14 protein-coding genes and 1 pseudogene are annotated in these 20,151 nt (G+C 60.3%); 7 read left to right on the top strand and 8 right to left on the bottom strand.

Annotation, left to right across the window (positions count from 1 at the left end):
• Positions 1-19: 19 nt before the first annotated feature.
• A complete protein-coding gene (locus E5J99_RS17610; protein ID WP_135499134.1) occupies positions 20-637 on the top strand; it encodes a hypothetical protein in 618 nt (205 codons plus the stop codon).
• 303 nt (positions 638-940) lie between these two features.
• Entirely contained in the window at positions 941-2,680 is a 1,740-nt protein-coding gene (locus tag E5J99_RS17605; protein ID WP_135499133.1) for a T9SS type A sorting domain-containing protein, read from the top strand.
• A 135-nt stretch (positions 2,681-2,815) separates the two neighbouring features.
• Here E5J99_RS17605 and E5J99_RS17600 read toward each other — a convergent pair whose 3' ends face one another.
• Both E5J99_RS17600 and E5J99_RS21390 read right to left on the bottom strand, forming a co-directional pair.
• On the bottom strand, positions 2,816-3,667 hold the full coding sequence (locus E5J99_RS17600; protein WP_135499132.1) for a DUF2911 domain-containing protein: 852 nt from the start codon (positions 3,665-3,667) through the stop codon (positions 2,816-2,818).
• Between the two features lie 522 nt (positions 3,668-4,189).
• On the bottom strand, positions 4,190-4,342 hold the full coding sequence (locus E5J99_RS21390; protein ID WP_167852198.1) for a hypothetical protein: 153 nt from the start codon (positions 4,340-4,342) through the stop codon (positions 4,190-4,192).
• 114 nt (positions 4,343-4,456) lie between these two features.
• Here E5J99_RS21390 and E5J99_RS17595 point away from each other — a divergent pair, with 114 nt between their 5' ends.
• Together E5J99_RS17595 and lysA are read left to right on the top strand one after the other, a co-directional pair.
• A complete protein-coding gene (locus tag E5J99_RS17595; protein WP_135499131.1) occupies positions 4,457-5,794 on the top strand; it encodes an aspartate kinase in 1,338 nt (445 codons plus the stop codon).
• Between the two features lie 49 nt (positions 5,795-5,843).
• Positions 5,844-7,019, top strand: a complete 1,176-nt coding sequence (gene lysA / locus E5J99_RS17590; RefSeq protein ID WP_135499130.1) for a diaminopimelate decarboxylase — start codon at positions 5,844-5,846, stop codon at positions 7,017-7,019.
• A gap of 205 nt (positions 7,020-7,224) precedes the next feature.
• On the opposite strand, the gene E5J99_RS17585 is transcribed toward lysA, so the two are convergent.
• Positions 7,225-8,889, bottom strand: coding sequence for an ArnT family glycosyltransferase (locus E5J99_RS17585; protein ID WP_135499129.1), 1,665 nt, complete (start codon positions 8,887-8,889; stop codon positions 7,225-7,227).
• 130 nt (positions 8,890-9,019) lie between these two features.
• On the opposite strand from E5J99_RS17585, the gene E5J99_RS17580 reads away from it, so the two are divergent.
• Positions 9,020-10,507: an SDR family oxidoreductase gene (locus tag E5J99_RS17580; RefSeq protein ID WP_135499128.1), complete on the top strand. Its 1,488-nt coding sequence runs from the start codon at positions 9,020-9,022 to the stop codon at positions 10,505-10,507.
• Positions 10,508-11,035: 528 nt separating this feature from the next.
• Positions 11,036-12,862, top strand: a complete 1,827-nt coding sequence (locus E5J99_RS17575; RefSeq protein WP_135499127.1) for a prolipoprotein diacylglyceryl transferase family protein — start codon at positions 11,036-11,038, stop codon at positions 12,860-12,862.
• Between the two features lie 581 nt (positions 12,863-13,443).
• On the opposite strand, the gene treF is transcribed toward E5J99_RS17575, so the two are convergent.
• From treF to E5J99_RS17560, 5 genes are all read right to left on the bottom strand, one after another.
• Positions 13,444-15,291, bottom strand: a complete 1,848-nt coding sequence (gene treF / locus E5J99_RS17570; RefSeq protein ID WP_245319075.1) for an alpha,alpha-trehalase TreF — start codon at positions 15,289-15,291, stop codon at positions 13,444-13,446.
• A 241-nt stretch (positions 15,292-15,532) separates the two neighbouring features.
• Entirely contained in the window at positions 15,533-15,658 is a 126-nt protein-coding gene (locus tag E5J99_RS22095) for a hypothetical protein (protein ID WP_262713039.1), read from the bottom strand.
• 54 nt (positions 15,659-15,712) lie between these two features.
• Positions 15,713-15,847, bottom strand: coding sequence for a hypothetical protein (locus E5J99_RS22090; protein ID WP_262713038.1), 135 nt, complete (start codon positions 15,845-15,847; stop codon positions 15,713-15,715).
• Between the two features lie 24 nt (positions 15,848-15,871).
• Positions 15,872-16,816, bottom strand: a complete 945-nt coding sequence (locus E5J99_RS17565; protein ID WP_135499126.1) for a hypothetical protein — start codon at positions 16,814-16,816, stop codon at positions 15,872-15,874.
• Positions 16,816-19,341, bottom strand: a complete 2,526-nt coding sequence (locus E5J99_RS17560; RefSeq protein ID WP_135499125.1) for a type IA DNA topoisomerase — start codon at positions 19,339-19,341, stop codon at positions 16,816-16,818. Before E5J99_RS17560 ends, E5J99_RS17565 begins: the two co-directional genes overlap by 1 nt.
• 551 nt (positions 19,342-19,892) lie before the next feature.
• On the opposite strand from E5J99_RS17560, the pseudogene E5J99_RS21640 reads away from it, so the two are divergent.
• Positions 19,893-20,151 (top strand): annotated as a pseudogene (locus E5J99_RS21640) (M1 family peptidase); the annotation flags it as partial.

The raw sequence follows: 20,151 nt of genomic DNA, 5'->3' as shown, positions 1-20,151 counted from the left end.
CGCGCCAGCCAGCCCTAGTATGAGGAAGTATCTGATTTTGTTTCTGGCAGCTGCTCCTACGGCCTGTACCAGCCCAGCCGATCAGCCAGCGAAGGTGGAGCGGCCCGTGCCGGTGCCGGAGCCAACAACGGTGGCTTCTTCCACAGCAGGCCCGGACCAGACAGTCCGACAGTTTGTAGATTGGTATCTGGCGAAGTGGGAGACCTTGCCCACTGATTTTTTGCTCAATGACGACGGACAGGACAGCACCATGTTCTACGCGGTGAATTTTCCCGGCACGGAAATCTGGCTACGGGAGGTGCAAAAAAGCGGCACTGTATCTTCGACCTATCTGGCGGGCTGGCGCACCTACTTCCGACGCTACGCCGATACACTGCAGTTGCACCCGCAGAACGATGGTCCCCCAGCCGGATTCGATTACGACTTTCTGATGCTTTCCCAAGAAGCTGATGCTAGGGCGGCCGAGCTGAAAGTAGGCACCTTGGTGGTTACGCGCCGGCAGGGCCGCCGGGCGCAGGTGCAGGCCCGCGGACCGCGCCATGAAAACTGGCAGGAAGGGCTGGATTTCGAGCTAACGCAAGCTGCCGACGGCCGCTGGCTGATTGACAAAATCACGCCTGGCGGCAGCGATTTGTAGCGTTTTTTAGCAGCAAGTGCAGTAGAGCTACGTACACTCTGTATCAGCCCTAAATAGCTCAAAGGCCCGGACGAGTGTCATCCGGGCCTTTGAGCTATTCAGCTATTGTAGAGTAGCCTTGTCGAGGCGGATGATCAGGGCCGGGCAAGAATTACGGGACGACTCTCAACTAAAAATACCCACATGTGGGTATTTTTAGTTCTCTGGAGGTTCTCTAATGTTGTGCTGACCTACTAACCAACCTTGCGGTTCATGAAGCACATTTTTACCCTTCTATCTCCTCGTATTGCGAGTTCAGTTTTAGTGACTTTTGCCTTGGCGCTGGCTACTACTACCGTGACGGCCCAAACTCCAGTCTGGCAAGGCGGCGTGCAGAGTGTGGCCACGGCTGCTCCTAATGACGACTCCGGGGCTATTGGCCAATCGGTAGCAACGGACGCAGCCAACAACGTGTACGTGGGCGGCTTTCTGAACAGTGGGCAAAACAGCGGAGTACCTGCGGTACAAACTTTTGGCAGCACTACCCTCAGCAGCACCCAATTGCAGAGCGGATTCATCGCGAAGCTCTCCCCGGCCCTGCAATGGCAATGGGCGGTGCGGGCCACCACCAACCAGGATGCGTTGGGAATTCGTCTGGTAACGCCCGACGCGGCCGGCAATGTGTACGCCGCAGGAGAGGCCATCAGCTTTGGCGCCAACAGCAACGTGGTGACGGTCGGCACACTTAGCCGGACAATCAACTCGACCAATACGATGTTCGTGACCCGTCTTACACCCACTGGCCAGCCCCAGTGGATAGCCCCCGTAACGAACGCCGACGATGAAGGCTACGTGATACCCCAAACAATGAGTGTGGACGCAGTCACCGGAAACATTATTGTGGCCGGTTCCTATTCCGGTGGTGCAGCCACGTTTGGTACCATCACCTTGCCCGATCCATCGAATGACAGGAATCCCAGGGCGGTATTCGTGGCCCGCCTCAGCCCTACTGGCACATGGCTAAGTGCCATAAGCGTAGTACCCACTCTTTCGACCACTGCCCCCAACCTGGGGTTGCAGGTACGCGCCGCCGCCGTGGGGCCGCAAGGGCAAGTAACGGTGGCGGGAACCTTACAGGATGCTTCTGCCACCTTTGGCACCTCAACGTTGACCGCTGCTACTGGTAGCGGTACCAAGCTGTTTGTGGCCCAACTCAACGCTGCCAATCAGTGGCAATGGGTGGCCACCAGCACCGGCGCGCCGGCTAGTCAAGCACTGGGAGTCGCCTATGACCGTAGTGGTAGCCTCTGGGTGAGTGGCTCGGCTGCAGCAGGCACTGTGTTAGGCAGCACCACTATTTCCACTGCTTCCCCCTTTGTGGCCAGGCTTTCAGCGGCGGGCCAGTGGAGCACAGTGGGCACCGCGTCCGGTGGCCTCACATTCGGCAATATTACAACCGACCAAGCCGGTAATGCCCTCGTAACCGGCCGCCTAACCAGCACAATTAGCCAGTTGTACACCTTTGGTAGTCTGTCATTTACGGCCACCGGACGCCGCAGCTTCGTGGCCCGCTTCAGCACAGTTGGCCAATGGGAGTACGCTTTGCCAGCACCGGCTATCAATGCGGGCGCTACCACGTATTATCTGAGCTCACCAGTACTCGACCAACTCGGCAACCTCTATACGACTGGCTATTTCCAAGGCTCGCTTACGCTCGGCAGCACTACTCTTACCGGTCATACCAGCAGCACTACCTTTAGCGGCGACGTAGTGGTAGCGCGTTTGGCCAGCGCCGGCGTGCTGAGCACCCGCAAAATTACGGACCTGCAACCGGTAGCCCTGTGGCCCAACCCTACCACGGCTGCCGCCGGGGCCACGCTGCGCCTAATTACACCCGCAAGTCAACTATTGCTCGTGCAGCTCTTCGATGCCGTTGGACGACAGGTGCGCCACACCAGTCTCAAGGCTGGGCAGCAGGAAACCACGCTCCCCACCGCCGGTCTGGCTCCGGGTCTTTATACGCTTCGCTGCGGTCAGAGCCTGGAGCAGCTTATGGTAGAATAAGGCAGGTAGCGGCCACGACAGCATATTTATTATTCATAAGCTGGGACGGCAGAGCATTAGCTCCTTATTTCATCTTACAAAAAGGCCCGCACGATAGTCGTGCGGGCCTGCTTTTGTTATAGTCCTGGCCGTCGATTACTTCTTGCCCACTTCCGCCAGCACCTGCTGGCCCAGGCGGGTGTATTCGCCCTTGGTTACCTCGTTCTTTTCCAGCTTCACCAGCTCCAACGACTGCCGGGCAGCTTCGGCGGCTTCGGCGTTGCGCTTGGTGCGCTGCAATACCCGGGCTTTCCAGTAGTACGCCGAGTAGGTGGGCTTGATTTTAATGGCCTCGTCAATCCAGGTCAGCGCCTGAGGCATGTCGGGGTTGTTGCTGTTGTAATAATACTGCGCGGCACTCATGTAGGGCTTCTTCTCCCCCTTCATGGCTTCCTGAATCTGGGCCAGTACGCGGGCGTTGGCGTCGGCCAGAATCGGCACCGCCACCTGGGTTTTGTCCCAGCGCAGGGTGAGGTCGGCGGCAGCAGATTGCAGGTTTTCGAGCGTCAACGACAGGTTTTCGGCCACGCTGGCCACCGACGAGGCTTTGGCTTTTACGCGCACCACGTCCAGCTCGGGCTTATAGCCGTAGGCCCCCCACTGGGCCGTATCCTTATTCAGAATCAGTGTCCATTCCTTGGCGGCCGGAATGGTGAGCAGAGCGTAAGTGCCGGCCGCCACTTTCTGGCCGCCGAAAGTTACCTCCTCGCCAAAGCGGACTTTGGTGACGGTGTTGGCTCCGGTGCGCCACACCACATCGTAGGGCACCAGCTTACCGAATATCGCCCGGCTTTTCTTCGCCGGGCGGGAGTAGTCGAGGCCCACAAACGACGTGGAGAACTCCTGGCGAATGGTGACGCGGGGGCTGGCGGCGGGCAGGCGCAGCTGCTGCGCCTGGGCGGCCGAAACCAGCATCGCCGTAGCGCCAAACAGGTAAAAAGCTTTCATGCGGTGGTGAGAAAAAGGGATGAGTGAGCTACCAACACAGCGGCCCACCAAAAGTTGCAGATGCCCCGGCGGCTCTTTTTCCGCTTCCCGACTAGCGCGGCCCTACTCTCTCGCCCCTGGACCACCACTATTTTAATTACACTCTTCTCCTGGGGTGTGTGGACAATAGTCGAAAAGCAGTTCTGAATGCTTTTTGAACGTCCTGTCCACACAGCCTAGGGGAGAAGCTACTACTGAAGCTGTGTAGGAAGTCAAAAGAACGTCCTGCTTGATCTGGCGTCCGCGAAGTCGAAGCATCTCTACCACTCCGTCGAGTAGTTCCTACGAAGCAGTAGAGATGCTTCGACTTTGCGGACGCCAGATCAAGCAGGACGTGCTGATTACGGTTGGCGACTTCCTGCACTGAGTAGGTCTAGAACATCCTCCGGAAAGAAATTTTAGAATGAACATGCCGATACTTTCCGGCTCATGCCCGTACTTGCAGCCGCAAACTCCTGCCAGCGGCGCGTTGCCGTGGTTATTTTAGCGCATGAATACTTCCTGTTTCGGCTTCTCTTCGGCATTTTCGGTGGCTTCGGCCGGCCGCGCTGCCGTGGCCAAGCCCTTGGCAGCTACACCCATGATGCTGAAGAAATGCTGCAAACGGCCCTCGACCTGACCGTCGCACTTCTTCATGCTTCCTTCTTTTAAGCATTGAGCGCCGGTCTTCGCAGACCGGCGCTTTTTGTTTGTTGCTGCTTTATTGTCGCTCCGTCCCGTTCCTTTTCTGTTGTATTTCGTTTTTCACTGATGAAAGTTCTCAAGTTTGGTGGCACCTCCGTCGGTTCAGCTGAGCGCATGCGCGCGCTGCCGGCTCTCATTCAGGGCCCGGAGCCCCGCATCGTTGTGCTGTCGGCCATGTCGGGCACTACCAACGCGCTGGTCAACATTACGAAGCTACTGTATGAGGGCGACACGACGGCGGCCACCTACCAAACCGAGATTCTGCGCCAGCACTACCTCATCGTGGCCCGCGAGCTGCTGCCCGAGGCCGACGTAGCAGCCGAGGCCATCGGTCACCTCGATGCCTCGTTCAAAACCATCTTCAACCTGACGCGTCACCCACTGTCGGCCTCCGGCGAGCGGCTCATTCTGGCCCAGGGCGAGCTGCTGTCCACGCTGCTGTTTCACCGCTACTACACGGCCCTGCTGGGGCAGCCCGCCGTGCTGCTGCCGGCCCTGGACTTCATGCGCCTCGACAAGGACGAGGAGCCCGACGAGGCCTACATTGCCGAGCATCTGGCCGTTGTGCTGGCTCCACACGCGGAGCAGCCTCTGTTTATTACGCAGGGCTACATTTGCCGCAATGCCAACGGCGACATCGACAACCTCAAGCGGGGCGGCTCCGACTACTCGGCCTCGCTGATTGGGGCGGCGGCGCAGGCCGAGGAAATTCAGATCTGGACCGACATCGACGGACTGCACAACAACGACCCCCGGGTGGTAGACGATACCTACCCGATTCGGGAGCTGTCGTTTGACGAAGCGGCCGAGCTGGCGTATTTCGGGGCCAAAATCCTGCATCCCAGCTCCATCTTGCCGGCCAGCAAATACGGGATTCCCGTGCGCCTGCTCAACACGATGCAGCCCGAAGCGCCGGGCACGCTGATTTCGGCCAAAACCGGCGACGAAGCCATCAAGGCCGTAGCGGCTAAAGACGGGCTGGTGGCCATCAAGATCAAATCGAGCCGGATGCTGCTGGCCCACGGCTTTCTGCGCAGCGTATTCGAGGTTTTTGAGCGCTACCGCACGCCCATCGACATGATTACGACCTCGGAAGTGGCCGTGTCGCTGACCATTGACGACGCCACCCACCTGGCCGAGATTCTGGAAGACCTGCGCGGCTTTGGCGCGGTGGAAGTAGACCAGGACCAGACGATAGTATGCCTGGTGGGCAATCTGATTCAGGAAAACAACGGTTCGGCCCGCCTGGTGTTTAATGCCCTGAAGGACATTCCGCTGCGCATGATTTCCTACGGCGGCTCGCCCAACAACATCAGCCTGCTGATTCATAGCAGCTACAAAGTGCGCGCCTTGCAGGCCCTGAACGAAGGGCTGTTTCAGCCGCGGCCGGTAGCAAACGCCTAGCGGCGCTTACCGCCGCTCCTCCATTCGTTGTCCGACTAGTACCCTTTACATGAGCTTTTCTCTCCCCGCCGACGCTGCGGCCCGGCCCACTCCTTTCTACCTCTACGACCTGGCGCTGCTCGACCGCACCCTGGCGGCGGCGCAGCAGGCGGCCCGGCCGCGCGCCATGCACGTGCACTACGCCCTGAAGGCCAATGCCAACGCCCCGATTCTGGACCGCGTCCGGCAGCACGACCTGGGTGCCGACTGCGTAAGCGGGGCCGAGGTGCAGCGGGCGTTGGATACGGGTTTTGCGCCCCAAGACATTGTATTCGCGGGCGTGGGCAAGTCGGACGCAGAAATCAACCGGGCCCTGGCCGCCGATATCTGGTGCTTCAACGCCGAATCGGGGGAAGAGCTGGTGGTGCTGAACGAGCTGGCGGCGGCCCAGAACCGGCGGGCCCGGGTGGCGCTGCGCATCAACCCCAACGTGGACGCTCACACCCACCACTACATCACCACGGGCCTCGATGCCAACAAGTTCGGCATCGGCCTTTCGGACCTGGCCGAAGTGCTCGACTTGCTGGCCACGCTGCCCCAGCTGGAGCTGGTGGGTATTCACGCGCACATTGGCTCCCAGATCACCAACCTGAGCGTATTCGCGGTGCTGAGCCGCAAGCTGAACGAGGTGCAAACCTGGCTCGAAGACCGGGGCCACACGCTGCCCCACCTCAACGTGGGCGGCGGCCTGGGCATCGATTATCACAACCCCGACACCCAGGCTGTTCCCGATTTCGAAGCCTACTTCCGCATGTTCGATCAGCACCTGGAGCGCCGCCCCGGCCAGCAGGTGCACGTGGAGCTGGGCCGCTCGCTGGTAGCGCAATGCGGCACTGTGGTGAGCCGCGTGCTCTACGTGAAGCGCAGCCAGCAAACCAATTTCGCCATTCTGGACGCGGGCATGACCGAGCTGATTCGTCCGGCGCTGTATGGCAGCTACCACCTCATCCAGAACATGAGCAGCACCGGCTCCCGGCAGCTCTACGACGTCGTCGGGCCCATCTGCGAATCGTCTGACACCTTCGGGCGCGAGGTGACCATGCCCGAAACCCGCCGCGGCGACCTAATCGTGATTCGCTCGGCCGGCGCGTACGGCGAGGTAATGGCTTCCAACTACAACCTGCGCGAAAAAGCCGAAGCCGTGTATATAGGCGAAGTGCTTTCTGGGGTAAAGCAGAAGGTATAGAGAGAACCCCCTGAAACAGAACGTCATGCTGAGCGCAGTCGAAGCATCTCTACCGCAAGAGTAAATCTGATTAGTTGCACAGTAGAGATGCTTCGACTGCGCTCAGCATGACGTTCTGTTTTACCTGAATACAACAGTAAAAATGCTTCGGCAAGCCGCCGCCGGATCAGACAGGACAGGCGGCGGTAGTGGCCGGGGCGCGGTGCTACTTCCAGCCGCCGTAGTAAATAGTCCAGGGGCCCAGGTGCTCCTGCTGCGGAAAGTAGGGCAGCATCCAGGCGCGGTAGTCTTCCAGTTCGCCTCGCACGAGTAACACGGGGTGTTGGGCCAGCAGACTTTTGAGGTAAGCATCCTGTGCCGGGTCGTTCATATCGACCAGCACCTTCTGCCAGTCGTTGGTGCGCTCAAACTGCGTTTCGCGCTTGAGGTCGTCGTTGTCGTGCCGGAGCGTGATGGGCAGCTTATGCAGCTCGAAGGCCAACGACGGCAACATCTCATCATACACCAGCACCAGGCCCTGGTCGAGGTGCCGGGCACGCAGCCACTCGGCTACCGGCCGCGTGCCACCGCTGGCCAGCTGGTTCTGGCGCAGCAGGGGTTTGGCCGTAATCAGCAGCGTGAGGGCGAAAATGACGGTCAGCACCAGCAAGCGGGGTGCCACGCGCACCTCATCCCAGAGCACCTGCTGCAGCACCAGCGCCACGGTGCCCGCGGCGGGCCACAGCGGCGTGAGCGGCGAGATTTCGACCGGCAGCGCCAGCGCTACCGACAGGGCCGGCAACATGCATAGGCCCGCTAATAATAAGCCCAGCACGCTACTCATGGCCACGTACCAGCGGTAGAGCGCGGCATCGGTCAGGCGGCCCAGGTAATATACCGTCAGGAGGGCAATGCCAGGGAAAATGGGCAGCAGATAGAGCAGCAGCTTCGACTGGGCCAGGGAGAAAAACCCCAGCGGCACCACCACCCAGAATATCAGCACGTTGCGCCACTGTCGGGGCACCTCCGCCCAGCGCGTACGTACCAGCTGTACCAGCAGCGCCACCACCCACGGCAAACTCCCAACCGGCACCAGCACCAGGTAAAACCACCACGGCTTGGCCCGTTTAAACGCCCCAGCGTTGGCAAACCGCTCGGCCGTCTGATTCCAAAGGAAATAGCGCATCAGCTCCCTGTTTTCGACGACCAGATAGATGTACCAGCTCACGCCGATCAGCAGCAGCAGCCCCAGCCCCAGCGCATGATGCCAGGTGAAGGGCAGCCGGGGCCGGCTTTGGCGGAAGTAAAAGCTGACGGCTACCATCAGCGGCAACACCGCACCCACCGGGCCTTTGGTGAGAAAAGCCAGGCCAAGCCCAACCCAAAATAAGTAGAACCACCGCCAGCCGCCCCCGTGCAGATAGCGCAGAACGCCGTAGGCGGCAGCCAGCTCCAGCGTCATCAGGTAGGCATCGGTCGTGACGTTCAGGGCCGAAATCAGGACGACCGGCAGCGTGCCGTACACCACGGCGGCGGCCAGCGCGTGCCGCCCATTACCCGAAAACAGCAGCCGGCCCAGGCCATACACCAGCACCACCTGCGCCAGCACGGCCAGCACCGACAGCAGCCGCGCCCCGGTGGCCGTGGGGCCAGCCAGAGCCAACCCGGCCGCCGTGAGCCAGTACGTAAGCGGAGGCTTGTGGAAGTGCTGAATACCGAGCAGGCGAGGATGTAGCCAGTCGTGGCTGACCAGCATTTCGCGGCCAATTTCGGCGTAGCGGGCTTCGCTGCTTTCTACTACGCCCCAGCTGCCGAGGCCTAACAGTAATCCGGCTCCCAGCACCAGCACAAACAACCAGAGCCAGGTACGGGAGGAAAGCGAAGCGGGCATACGGGCAGAAGAAGTGAAATCAATACCCACAAAGGTAGCCGGTAGCCGGCAACCCCGCCCTGACCACCGGCAACTAAACCGCCCGCCGCAGGTTCTAGCTGCATCCAGTCGCCGCTTCTTTCACCACGCTATGAAAATTCTGCTCACGGGTGCCAATGGCTACATCGGCCGCCGCCTGCTGCCGCTGCTGGTGGAAGCCGGCCACGAAGTAGTGTGCCTGGTGCGCGACCCGCGCCGCTTCGAGCTGCCCGAGCGGCTGCACGCCCAAGTGCAAGTGGTGGCCGCCGACTTGCTGCAGCCAGCCACGCTCGAGGCGCTGCCCCGCGACATCGACGCGGCCTACTACTTGGTGCACTCCATGAGCGGCCACGACCAGGATTTTTTCCGGGCCGAGCAGCTTTCGGCGCGCCATTTCACCGACTACCTCGACCAGACCACGGCCCGGCAGGTCATCTACCTCAGCGGCATTGCCAACGACCGGGCCCTGTCGGCCCACCTTCGCTCCCGCAAGTCGGTGGAGAAAGTGCTGCAAAAGGCGCGGCATACGGCCGTCACGGTGCTGCGGGCCAGTATTATCATCGGGTCGGGGTCGGCATCGTTTGAGATTATCCGGGATTTGGTGGAGAAGCTGCCCGTGATGGTTACGCCGCGCTGGCTCAACTCGCGCTGCCAGCCCATCGGCATCCGCGACGTGATGCACTACCTCACCGCCGTGCTCGACCACCCCGATTGCCTGGGCGAAACCTTCGACATCGGTGGCCCCGACGTGCTGACCTACAAGCAGATGCTGCTGGGCCTGGCCGCCGAGCGCGGCTACCGACGCTACATCGTCACGGTGCCGGTACTCACGCCTAGGCTCTCGTCGTGGTGGCTGTTTCTGGTCACGCGCACCACGTTTTCCTTGGCGCAAAGTCTGGTCGAAAGCCTGCGCAACGATACCATCGTGGCCACCAAGCGCAGCATTACGCAAGTATTGCCCCATGTGTGCATGAGCTACGCCGCTGCCCTGGCGCTGGCCTTCACCCGCATCGAGCAGAACGAAGTCATCAGCAGTTGGAGCGACGCGGTGAGCAGCGGCGTGATGGAGCAGAACTACATGGATTTTGTGCAGGTGCCCCAAAACGGCATGCTCACCGACCAGCAGACGCTGCGCTTTACCCGCCCGCCGGAGGAAGTGCTGCAGAATATCTGGAGCATCGGCGGGCAGCGCGGCTGGTACAAGGTCGATTGGCTCTGGCGCATCCGGGGGCTCATGGACAAAGCCGTGGGCGGCGTGGGCCTGCGCCGGGGCCGCCGCTCCCCCACCCGCCTGCGTCCCGGCGACCCGCTCGACTTCTGGCGCGTGCTGGTAGCCGACCGCGCCGGCCGCCGCCTGCTGCTCTACGCCGAAATGAAGCTCCCCGGCGAGGCCTGGCTGCAGTTCCGCATCGTGCCCAACGACGACGGCTCGCACACCCTCGAACAGCTGGCCGCGTTTCGGCCCCGGGGATTAGCCGGTCGGCTGTATTGGTATTCGCTGGTACCTTTTCACTTTGTCATCTTTAAGGGCATGGTCGAGAATATCGTGCACTACGAGGTGGCCGCGCCGAAAACCCCGCTGCTGGCCGACCCCCAGTAGCCGGCTTGGCGGCGCGGCTGTGGCTCTACGCGCTGAGCCACGAAAAAAGGGCACCGCTTGCTGGCGGTGCCCTTCTTTCGTGGCTCGTGTTTGAGATGTCGCTTTTCGTGTCCTGCCTGATCTGACATCCGCTTGTCGAAGCATCACTCCCACTTCGCCTGGGGCTCCTTTTCAACAAAGCGGAAGAGCTGTTTCGACCAGCGAAGCATGACGAAATCGGCTTTGTTGAAAAGGCCCACACACGCTCCTGGTCACTCTCCAAAAGAGTAGATTATAGCTATGCCTACAATTAATTTACAATTTCTGACAAGTCTAAATAAAAAGATTTAATGCATTTATTAACAATGACTTGAAGTATAAACATCCTTATTTAAAGGTCTATCTATTTCACTTTCCGGGACTAATTCTCCCCAACAGACTGGTAGGTTCGAAGCGAAATCTGGGTCGTAGCTCGCCGGTGCTGCTCTCAGCCACCGGATTGAACTTTTGACTCTGTCCTTATTCTCCATTTCAGCGTCTGTCGTCCCCATGCCACCCAACCCTTATCTGTTATTCTATCTGCTTGGTTTTGCCCTGGCGGCCCTGCTGCTACTGTGGGAATGTCATCGGCGGCGCTATGCCCTGCGGCCGTGGCTGCTGCTGGTAGCGGGCTCCGTGCTGCTCCTGATTTTGGGCACCAAGCTTATCACCCTCTCCTGGCTCGATTGGCAGCATTTGCTGCAGCCCGCTGCGGGGCATGGCACGGCGCAGCGCTCGGTGCTGGGCGGCATGCTGGGGGCCGTGGTAGGCATAGCGGTGCTGCGGCGCTGGCTCGGGTTTGGCCGGGATGTTTTCGATGCGTTTGCGCTGCCTTTCGTGCTTGGGCTGGCTGTGCAGGGCGTGGGGTGCTGGCTCGTAGGCTGTTGCTTTGGCGTGGCCACCACCGGGCCCGGGGCCGTGGTATACGCGCCGGGCACGCTGCCCTTTCTGGCTCAAGTGGCCCAAGGGCATATTCCGGCCACGGCCGCCCACACCCTGCCCCTGCACGCGGTGCAGCTCTACCAGATTCTGCTGTGCCTCGGCATCGGCGCGGTACTGGGGCTCACGCGCCGCCAGCCCTGGCCGGCCGGCAGCCGCCTGGTGCTTACGTTCGGGTTGTATGCCGCCGGCCGGTTTGGGCTGGAGTTCTGGCGCGACCCGCTCGGCGATGTGCTAGGGGCCGGCGACTGGCTGGGGCTCAAACCAGTGCAGGTAGCACTGCTGCTGGCAGCCAGCGGCTTACTCGGCTATTTCTTTCACAGCATTCGTCACAAACCGGCGTTCGGGACCTGCGCGGCCCTGCCCACCGCCCCGCCCCGGCGAAACCTGCTGGGAGCGGTGGCCCTGCTGGGTGTCACGGCGCTGCTGGGTCCGCAGTGGCTCACGCTCCCCGAGCAGCTGGTGGTCAAGAGCTTGCTGCTGCCGCTGCTGGTTGTGGAAGTGGGGCTGCTGCTGCTGCACTCTACTGCGGGCCAGCGGCTCACGGGGCTGCCGCTGGGGCTGGCGGCGCTGTGCTTGCTGCTGACCAGCCAGGCCCCTGCCCCACCCGACTCTACCAGCAACAAGGCCAGCCGGACCTACACCTCCATTAGCGTGGGGGGCCTGACCGGCCGCTCGAAGCAGTACTACGAATCGCCCGACTACGGCTGCTCGGGCACTACGTTTCCCATCAGCACCTACCAGCAACGGTATGCGGTAGGCTCCGTGGGGGTTGCCCGCACGATGCCCGTGGGGCGGCACGGCACCCTTACGCTGGCCCTGGATGCCAGCAGGGGCCGCAGCCTCTTCCGGCCCTTGCAGGATACTATTATTCTGCTCCGTGGAACCCCCAATCTAAACCTGAAGCCCTACCAAGGGCGGGCTTCCCTCTATGCTGTTAGTCCTTACATCGAGCTCGCCAATCCAAACTACTTCCGCCTGGGCCTGGGCCTCCACATGGGTGCGGTTGCCTACGACCATCTGTATGAGCCAAGAGCTCTGACTACCGTCACGCCACAGTTCCTGTTTGAAATCGGCAAGTTTTCGACGCTCTATTTCCACCTCAGTACCCATTATGGCTTGCAAGGACTGGCCGATGGAACGACTACCGTTGGCGTAGGCTCGGGTTTTGGACTCTCTACCTTTCGGCTGGCGGGCGGCTTCGCGTCGGTCAACAGCAAAACCAAAGGTGGGGACGGAGCTCATTTTGAAAAAGGGTTCGCCCTGGCTTTTCTGCGGGCTAATCTTCTGCTCAACCAACGCTGGACACTAGAGCCCTACGCGACGACCAACTTCAACGACGTTTACCAGCTTTCCCTCCAAACCCGCTACCGCCTTCCCAGCCGCAAATCCCGCTAGCCCCACCGCCGCACTCCGGCCGATAGTTTCGCATCTGGTCTGAGCGAAGACGTCGAGCTGATAGTACCGATAATGGCGGCGGGTCACGACGTGAGCACCGCCCCTGTTCAGCCGGCCGAGTTTGGCTTCTGCTAGGTGAGGCTCGTTCCGTAGTTTGATTGGCAGACGCATTCTCCGAGCCTCTTCCTGTTCGACCAAGCAGTCATTGAAGCTGTTTAGGAAATAGACTTGTTCCTGAATTAGGAACCGATGCTAAAATTCGGCTGTCATGCTCATCTGGCGTCCGCTTGTCGAAGCATCTCTACCGCAATGCTACTTACCACTGCGGTAGAGATGCTTCGACTTTGCTCAGCATGACGTTCTTTTTCGTGTCGCTTTATTCAGGAACGAGTCTAATCACTAAAATCCAATAGAACGTCATGCTTGATCTGGTGTCCGCTTGTCGAAGCATGACGGTCGACAGACTTCCTACACAGCTTCATCATCAAAACTTGCTACCTGTCATAAGCCCAGGCAAGTATCAGCTGAAGATCAGCCTGCGCAAGGTACTTGCACACAGCGCTAACGCCCCTATACCACCACTATTTCGTTTGCGGCTGGTATTGATTGAGTAGCTTGAGCAGCACCCCGTTGGTCCAGCCAAAGCCGTCCTGCAGGAGGTATTCGCCCCCGCCGGCGGTGAGGTTGCTATCTACCACATTGTATTTTTCCATCAGCTTGCCCGTTTGCTGAAATACGGTGCTGTTCAAAGTTATCCAGCGGGTGGCCACGGTGCGGGCCAACTCCTCGTGGCGGTAGCGCCGCAGGCCGTCGATGGCCATCCATTGCAGCGGTGCCCAGGCATTGGGCGCGTCCCACTGCTGCTGGCTGCGGCTGAGGGTGGTTACCAGGCCGCCGGGCTTGCTAAAGTCGCGCTCCAGGCCTTTGGCGACCAGCGCGGCCTGCGCCTGGCTGGCAATGCCGAACGACAATGGGTAGACACCGGCAAGGCTTTTCACGACCGAACGTTGCCGCTGCCGGAAATTATAGTCCAGAAACCACCCGGCCTTGGCATCCCAGCAGTAGGTCATAATGGCCTTTTGCCGCCGTTGCGCCTTGCCCAGAAAAGCAGCGGCCTGCCGGGCGTTACCCTGGCTTTGGTAGGATTTGGCAATCGTCGTTTCGAGGTAGTACAGCAGGCAGTTCAAATCGACGGGCACCAAATCGGTGGTTTGAATCGTGCTTAGCTGCTCAGAAGGCCCGAACCAACGAGTGCTAAAATCCCAGCCGGACGCGGCGGCGGCGCGCACGTTGCGGTAGAACTGCGCGGGCGGCTGCTTGCTGAGCTTGGCGGCGGCCACGTCTTCGGCGTAGGATTCCTCCCGGGGCTGGTCGCTGGTGTCCCAGTAGCGGTTCAGCAGCTCGCCCTGGGGCAGGCGCACCGCCCGCAGAGTGGCCGTGCCGGCCTTCAGGCCCTCGGCACCAGCCATCCAGTGGGCGTATTCCTTGAGGAGCTGGGGCTGGTAGCGCAGCACCGTTTTGTCGCCGGCTTCTTCCGTGGCCAGGAGCGTCACCATCAGGGCAAAAAACGGCGGCTGGGAGCGGGTGAGGTAGTAGCTGCGGTTGCCATTGGGAATGAAGCCGTACTGGTCGAGGAGATAAGCAAAATTGTCGACCATGTTACGAATCACGGGCGTGCGCTTACTCTCCTGCAGCCCCAGCATGGTGAAGTACGAATCCCAGTAATACACTTCCCGAAACCGCCCGCCGGGCACGATGTAGGGGTGCGGCAGCGGCAGCAGCGACGACGCCCGGTTCACGGTGTCGGGGTTGCGCTGCAATACGGTCCAGAGCGTGTCCAGATGGTGGCGCAGCCCGGCCTCAACCCGGCTGCGGTACTGCCCGCCGGCCGGGGCCGGCGTAATGAAGTGCGTCGCCACGAAGGCCTTCAGGTCGAAGCCGGGCTTGTTTTTCTGCTCGTTGTAGGCGCGCATCACCTCGGCAGGAGCTTTCCGGGGTAGGGCATCCACGAATGTTTTGTTGTCGGGATACACCCGGGCCACCTGCACGGCTTCGAACAGGCCGGGGTAGAGCTGCCGGGGCGACGCCGGTAAGGACTGAGCTGTAGCCGGACCGGCCATAACCAGCAGCAAGGCAAAAAACAGAGTACGCATATACGAGAGGGACAAGAGGAAAGAACCGGGCCGCCAGCGGCCCACGGTATAGGTTTTGCGCTGCACGCCCACGCCGGAGAGCTTCACCGACTGCCAACCAGTGGGCAGGGTACTTTTGCGCTGGACAATGCCCGTGGGCGTGATACCGAGCCCGCCAAAACCCATAAGCATGGCGGGCAGGACTTCGTTGGGCACGCGGGTTTCGTAGTAGGCCAGGTCTTTTTTGATTTTGGCCGGGGCCGTGACGACGTTCAGCGGGTAGGCCAGCAGGTGCACGTCGCCCTGCTTGATGCCCTCGCCCTGGCAGTTTGGTGTGCCCCCGGGTCATGCTGTTGGCTAGGTGAAGGCTGGGGCTGCTGCGGGCCACCAGCAGCCAGTCGGGGTCGGCGGGCAGGCCCAGCTTGGCGACGACCGTGGCCGACAGCCGCCGCCCAGCCAGACGAAGGCGCCGAAAGCCAGCAGCCCCAGGGCCAGCAGCATCAGTATCTTCCCGGTTTGCGGCGTCATGGTTTAGGCTTTACCAGTATTGAACACCTACTACCAGCAGCACGACCAGCGCTGCGTACACGCCCAGCGCCAGCCACTCGCCCCGGTCGCGGAAGTCGTAGGAAAACTGTTTCTGGGCCTTCTGCGGCACCAGCATTGAAAAGTACAGCCCGCCCGCGGTAAGCCCCAACGCCACACCCTGCGGCACCGCCTAGCGAAACAGTAGTAGCATTCCCACTATCGGCAGCAGCCCGACGAGGTAGCCGAGCAGCCGGGCTTTGAACAGCGACCAAGCGGGCGGCGGCGTATGGCTCTTCGGCTGGGAAGTTAAGGGGAGTTTGGACATTAGTGCGTTTCTGAGTTGGTATAATTAGTGCGCAGATTGCCACTGCTGGGTTTTGCGGAGTTGGCCAAGTAGCGCATACAGGCGCATCAACCCGAAGGTGCCCGTTTCACCCCTATCACTAATCTCTACCTTTCTATTTCCCGCGTAGCTAAATCTTAGTGTTGCATACGGCACATGATTGACATTGACGCGATACTTAGGCTTCAAGTGTACCGGGTCGATATAGTAGATCAAACCGACTATATCACTGAAGCTTTGGGCACCAATAGTCCCCGTTAACTTCTCACATTGCTTTTTTGCCTCATCCAGCACCGGCCATTCACAGGAATTGTAAGATGCTTTTCCAGCAGCATCCATTGTCAGCTTCGATTCCATTACTTCGTGGTAAGCAAAGGAGGACTCGTACATCATGCTATCCAATGCCGGTACCTGAACGCTGTTCTTGTTGTATTCAATAAAGCCACCATACTTATAAATCAACGAAAATACCTTTTTACCTTGTAAGCTGTCAATGCTGAGAAATGGCTTTTCGAAGTCAGTATAGCTCACCAGTGGCTGCTTGCCATCATAGCTGATGCGGGCTATGGGGCAGGCCTGATAGAACTGCCGGTCAAACGGCTCCAATACGAGGCTTTCGCCCATATTCAACAGGCAGATTACTTTGCTTTCCTGGTCGTAGTGCGTGCCAGTAATGAGCAGATCGGTGTGGCCGTTACCGTCGAAGTCAGCTTTTTCCCAGGCTTTTACCCCTGCTTTGCGATACTGCTTTTCTACTCGTTTGTCCTCAAAGCGTAAGGATGACTTAACGGTGAAATTCGCATAATATTTATCTACTGAACGCACAAGATTCTGTACCTGCGCGTCCGTTTTGGCCGCATCTATTTGGCTGGAATTACTTTGTGCGAACCCACCAAGCTGCATCAGCACCACAGCTATGATGATTAGGAATACTCTCTTCTGCGTAGCCATTACCCCTTCTCAAACACCGGCTCAATCCGGCCTTCGGCGCTTACCTGCAACGCCGCTTCGTACCTATCCCCCGTGCGCGCCGACAGGAACCCGCGGATGACGCCGGTCTTGCCCTTGCGCAGCAACTGGTTCATCTGGCTATCCGTCAAGGTTTTGCCGCCCCACTCAAACGGCGCCCGAAACTGGCAGTCTTCGCGGAAGCGGGAGCAGCCCCAGGCCGCTTTGCCCTTGAGCATGGTGCCCAGCTTGCACACCGGGCACGGAATCTGGCCGGGGTCGGCGGGGGTAGTGGGCTTGCTTTCGGCGGCCCGCGCCAGCTCCAGCGCGTGCTGGGGCGTGAGGCGCACGGCCGCGTCGAACTTGGCGCCGGCATCGTCGAAGTAGCCCTTGATAACCGGCGTGCGGCCTTTGGCCAGCAGCGCGGCCACTTGCTTGTCGGTGAGGTTCTTGCCTTCAAACTGCACGGGCAGCCGGAACGCGCAGCCTTCGCGCCAGCGCGAGCAGCCGAAGGCCGTTTTGCCCTTCAGAATATGGCCGGCTTTGCAGGCCGGGCACGCGCCCAGGCTACCGGGCACCGCAGGCGTAGCGGCAACCGGTTTGGCCGGCAGCGTGGCGGCAGGTGTGGCACCCGAAATTTCGGCCCCCAGCACAGTGATGGAACGGCGCGAACCGTCCTGCTTCACTTCCTGCACCATCTCGCGCACCAGTGCTTTTAACTCATCCAGAAACAGCGCCGAGTCCAGATTTCCGGCCTCGATCTGGCGCAGCTTCCGCTCCCACTGCCCCGTCAGCTCGGCCGACTTCAGGGTGGGGTTGCGGATCAGGCCAATCAATTCCACGCCGGTGGGCGTGGGCAGGATGCGCTTTTTTTCGCGCCGGATGTAGCCGCGCTTAAACAGCGTTTCGATGATGGCGGCGCGAGTACTGGGCCGCCCGATGCCGTTTTCCTTCATGGCCTGCCGCATTTCCTCGTCGTCGATATTGCGGCCGGCGGTTTCCATGCCGCGCAGTAGCATGGCCTCAGTGTAGTCGCGCGGGGGCTGGGTTACTTTCTGGTCGAGGCGGGGCTTGTGGGGGCCGCTTTCGCCCTTCTCGAACGAAGGCAGCACGGTGCTCACCACGTCGTCGTCGCCTTCGCCGGGCTTGGCGGTGCTGGGCGCCTGCTGAGCCGCCGGGTCACCGTAGACGATACGCCAGCCGGGGCTGAGAATCTGGCGGCCCCGGACGCGGAACGGATGCCCGGCCGCCTCGGCCGTGACAGTGGTGTTCGAGACTTCGCAATCCGGGTAAAACGCGGCCAGGAAGCGACGCACGATGATGTCGTAGACGCTGCTCTCGGTGCCGCCCAGGCCGCCGGCGCTGGCTCCGGTCGGAATAATGGCGTGGTGGTCGGTGACCTTGTTATTGTTGAAAACCTTGGGGCTCTTCTTAATCTTGGCCGCCAGTAGCGGCTGCGTGAGGCCGCTGTAGGCACCCAGACCCTTCATGATGCCGGCAATTTTGGGGTATTGGTCGTCGGGCAGAAAGGTGGTATCGACCCGCGGGTAGCTCACCACTTTCTTCTCGTACAAAGCCTGCACGGTCTTGAGCGTCTCCTCGGCCGAGAGGCCCAGCTGGTTGTTGCACTGCACCTGCAGCGAGGTCAGGTCAAACAACGAAGGCGGCGACTCCAGCGCCTTTTTGATTTCGACGCCCGTCACGGTTAGCGGCGCACCCGTCACGGCGGCCATGGCCGCGTCGGCCTCTTCCTGGCTCACGAAGTAGCCGCGGGCTTTCAGGCGGGCCTTCTCGTCGGGCTCATCGTCGTCCTTGCCCTTTTTCAGCGGGGCAATATGGCTGAACATCGTGCCCCGGTATTCCGTCCGCAGCACCCAGTACGGCTCGGGCCGGAAGTTCTGGATTTCGTGGTAGCGGTCGACCAGCAACGCCAGCGTGGGCGTTTGCACCCGCCCGATGCTGAGCACCTGCTTCTGGCCGGCGGCGTACTTGAGCGTGAACAGGCGAGTGGCGTTGAGGCCCAAAAGCCAGTCGCCGGCGGCGCGGCTCTTGCCGGCCTGGTAGAGGTTGTCGAACTCGGAGCCCTCGCGCAGGTTGGCGAAGCCCTGACGGATAGCTTCCTCAGTGAGCGACGAAATCCAGAGGCGCTTGAAGGGCTTGCGGTACTTGGCTTCCATCAGCACCCAGCGCTGAATGACTTCGCCCTCCTGCCCGGCGTCGCCGCAGTTTATCACTTCCTCGGCACCCGCCAGCAGATTTTTAATGACGTTGAACTGCCGCACCACGCCGTCGTCGCGGCGCATGAGCTTGATGCCGAACTGCTCGGGCATCATAGGCAGGTCATGGATGCTCCAGCGCTTCCACTCGGGGCGGTAGTCTTCGGGCTCGCGCAGCTGGCAGAAGTGCCCGAACGTCCAGGTGACCTGGTAGCCGTTGCCCTCGAAATAGCCGTCCATCTTGCGGCTGGCACCCAGTACATGGGCAATTTCGCGGGCTACGCTGGGCTTTTCGGCAATACAAACTTTCAAAATCGCAGATTCTCGCTGATAGAAATACCCTTGTTGCCGACCAGAACCGGCGCAGGAATCAACAAAGGTACGGCGAGAAAAGGTCGTTGTGGAGCAGCAAGGAGCGCAACAGTTTTGGAGCTGCTGCACTGCCCGACGGGTCTACCCCAAACGCATAGGAAAAATGACTGGTAAACCAAAGACAATATTTTGGCCCGGCATATCCTGGCATCAAGAGCGGGTTATCCAGAACAAGAAAATATTTGACATTCAGAATATTACAACTGAACCTAATCGCAGCATTTAAATATATATATAAAGTACCTTGCTTTGCAAAGTACCTTGTCATATAATTGCCTCATTCCAAGGAAGACGCTTCGTCCAAACCCGTTGCATTGCGGGCCGGCGGCAGCTACGGCTAGCGGCCCTGCCCACGGAGTGCACAAGTCTGGTCAGAGTCAGAGTCATAATTCCTTCAGGCTGTAGGCCCAGGCATGGAGCATGCACCCCTTGTCCACAGCAGCCAAACCCGTTGTCCCTTTTCCTTTCACCCTTCCAACTTCCTTCTTCTCATGAGAAAAATTGTCACCGCGGTAGTTTGTCTACTGAGTACAGCAGCGGTTGCCCAACAGCCCTCCCCTACTCCCACCCCCGCCGTCCCGCAACTCTATCGGGCTTCGGCCACTAAAGTCAACGCGCTGGTACACACCAAGCTGGACGTGCGCTTCGACTACGCCAAGCGCTACCTCTACGGCAAAGCCTGGCTCACGCTCAAGCCCTATGCCTACGCCACCGACTCGTTGCGCCTCGACGCCAAGGGCATGGATATTA

It is taken from the genome of Hymenobacter elongatus, assembly GCF_004745955.1.
Taxonomy (GTDB): domain Bacteria; phylum Bacteroidota; class Bacteroidia; order Cytophagales; family Hymenobacteraceae; genus Hymenobacter; species Hymenobacter elongatus.
This window is presented reverse-complemented; position numbering and strand designations above follow the sequence as displayed.

What these genes read in the sequence shown, in the direction of transcription:
- E5J99_RS17610 (WP_135499134.1), top strand. Translation starts at nt 20, where the DNA reads ATGAGGAAGTATCTGATTTTGTTTCTGGCAGCTGCTCCTACGGCCTGT.
- E5J99_RS17600 (WP_135499132.1), bottom strand. Translation starts at nt 3,667, where the DNA reads ATGAAAGCTTTTTACCTGTTTGGCGCTACGGCGATGCTGGTTTCGGCC.
- E5J99_RS21390 (WP_167852198.1), bottom strand. Translation starts at nt 4,342, where the DNA reads ATGAAGAAGTGCGACGGTCAGGTCGAGGGCCGTTTGCAGCATTTCTTC.
- E5J99_RS17595 (WP_135499131.1), top strand. Translation starts at nt 4,457, where the DNA reads ATGAAAGTTCTCAAGTTTGGTGGCACCTCCGTCGGTTCAGCTGAGCGC.
- lysA (WP_135499130.1), top strand. Translation starts at nt 5,844, where the DNA reads ATGAGCTTTTCTCTCCCCGCCGACGCTGCGGCCCGGCCCACTCCTTTC.
- E5J99_RS17585 (WP_135499129.1), bottom strand. Translation starts at nt 8,889, where the DNA reads ATGCCCGCTTCGCTTTCCTCCCGTACCTGGCTCTGGTTGTTTGTGCTG.
- E5J99_RS17580 (WP_135499128.1), top strand. Translation starts at nt 9,020, where the DNA reads ATGAAAATTCTGCTCACGGGTGCCAATGGCTACATCGGCCGCCGCCTG.
- E5J99_RS17575 (WP_135499127.1), top strand. Translation starts at nt 11,036, where the DNA reads ATGCCACCCAACCCTTATCTGTTATTCTATCTGCTTGGTTTTGCCCTG.
- E5J99_RS22095 (WP_262713039.1), bottom strand. Translation starts at nt 15,658, where the DNA reads ATGCTGGTGCCGCAGAAGGCCCAGAAACAGTTTTCCTACGACTTCCGC.
- E5J99_RS22090 (WP_262713038.1), bottom strand. Translation starts at nt 15,847, where the DNA reads ATGTCCAAACTCCCCTTAACTTCCCAGCCGAAGAGCCATACGCCGCCG.
- E5J99_RS17565 (WP_135499126.1), bottom strand. Translation starts at nt 16,816, where the DNA reads ATGGCTACGCAGAAGAGAGTATTCCTAATCATCATAGCTGTGGTGCTG.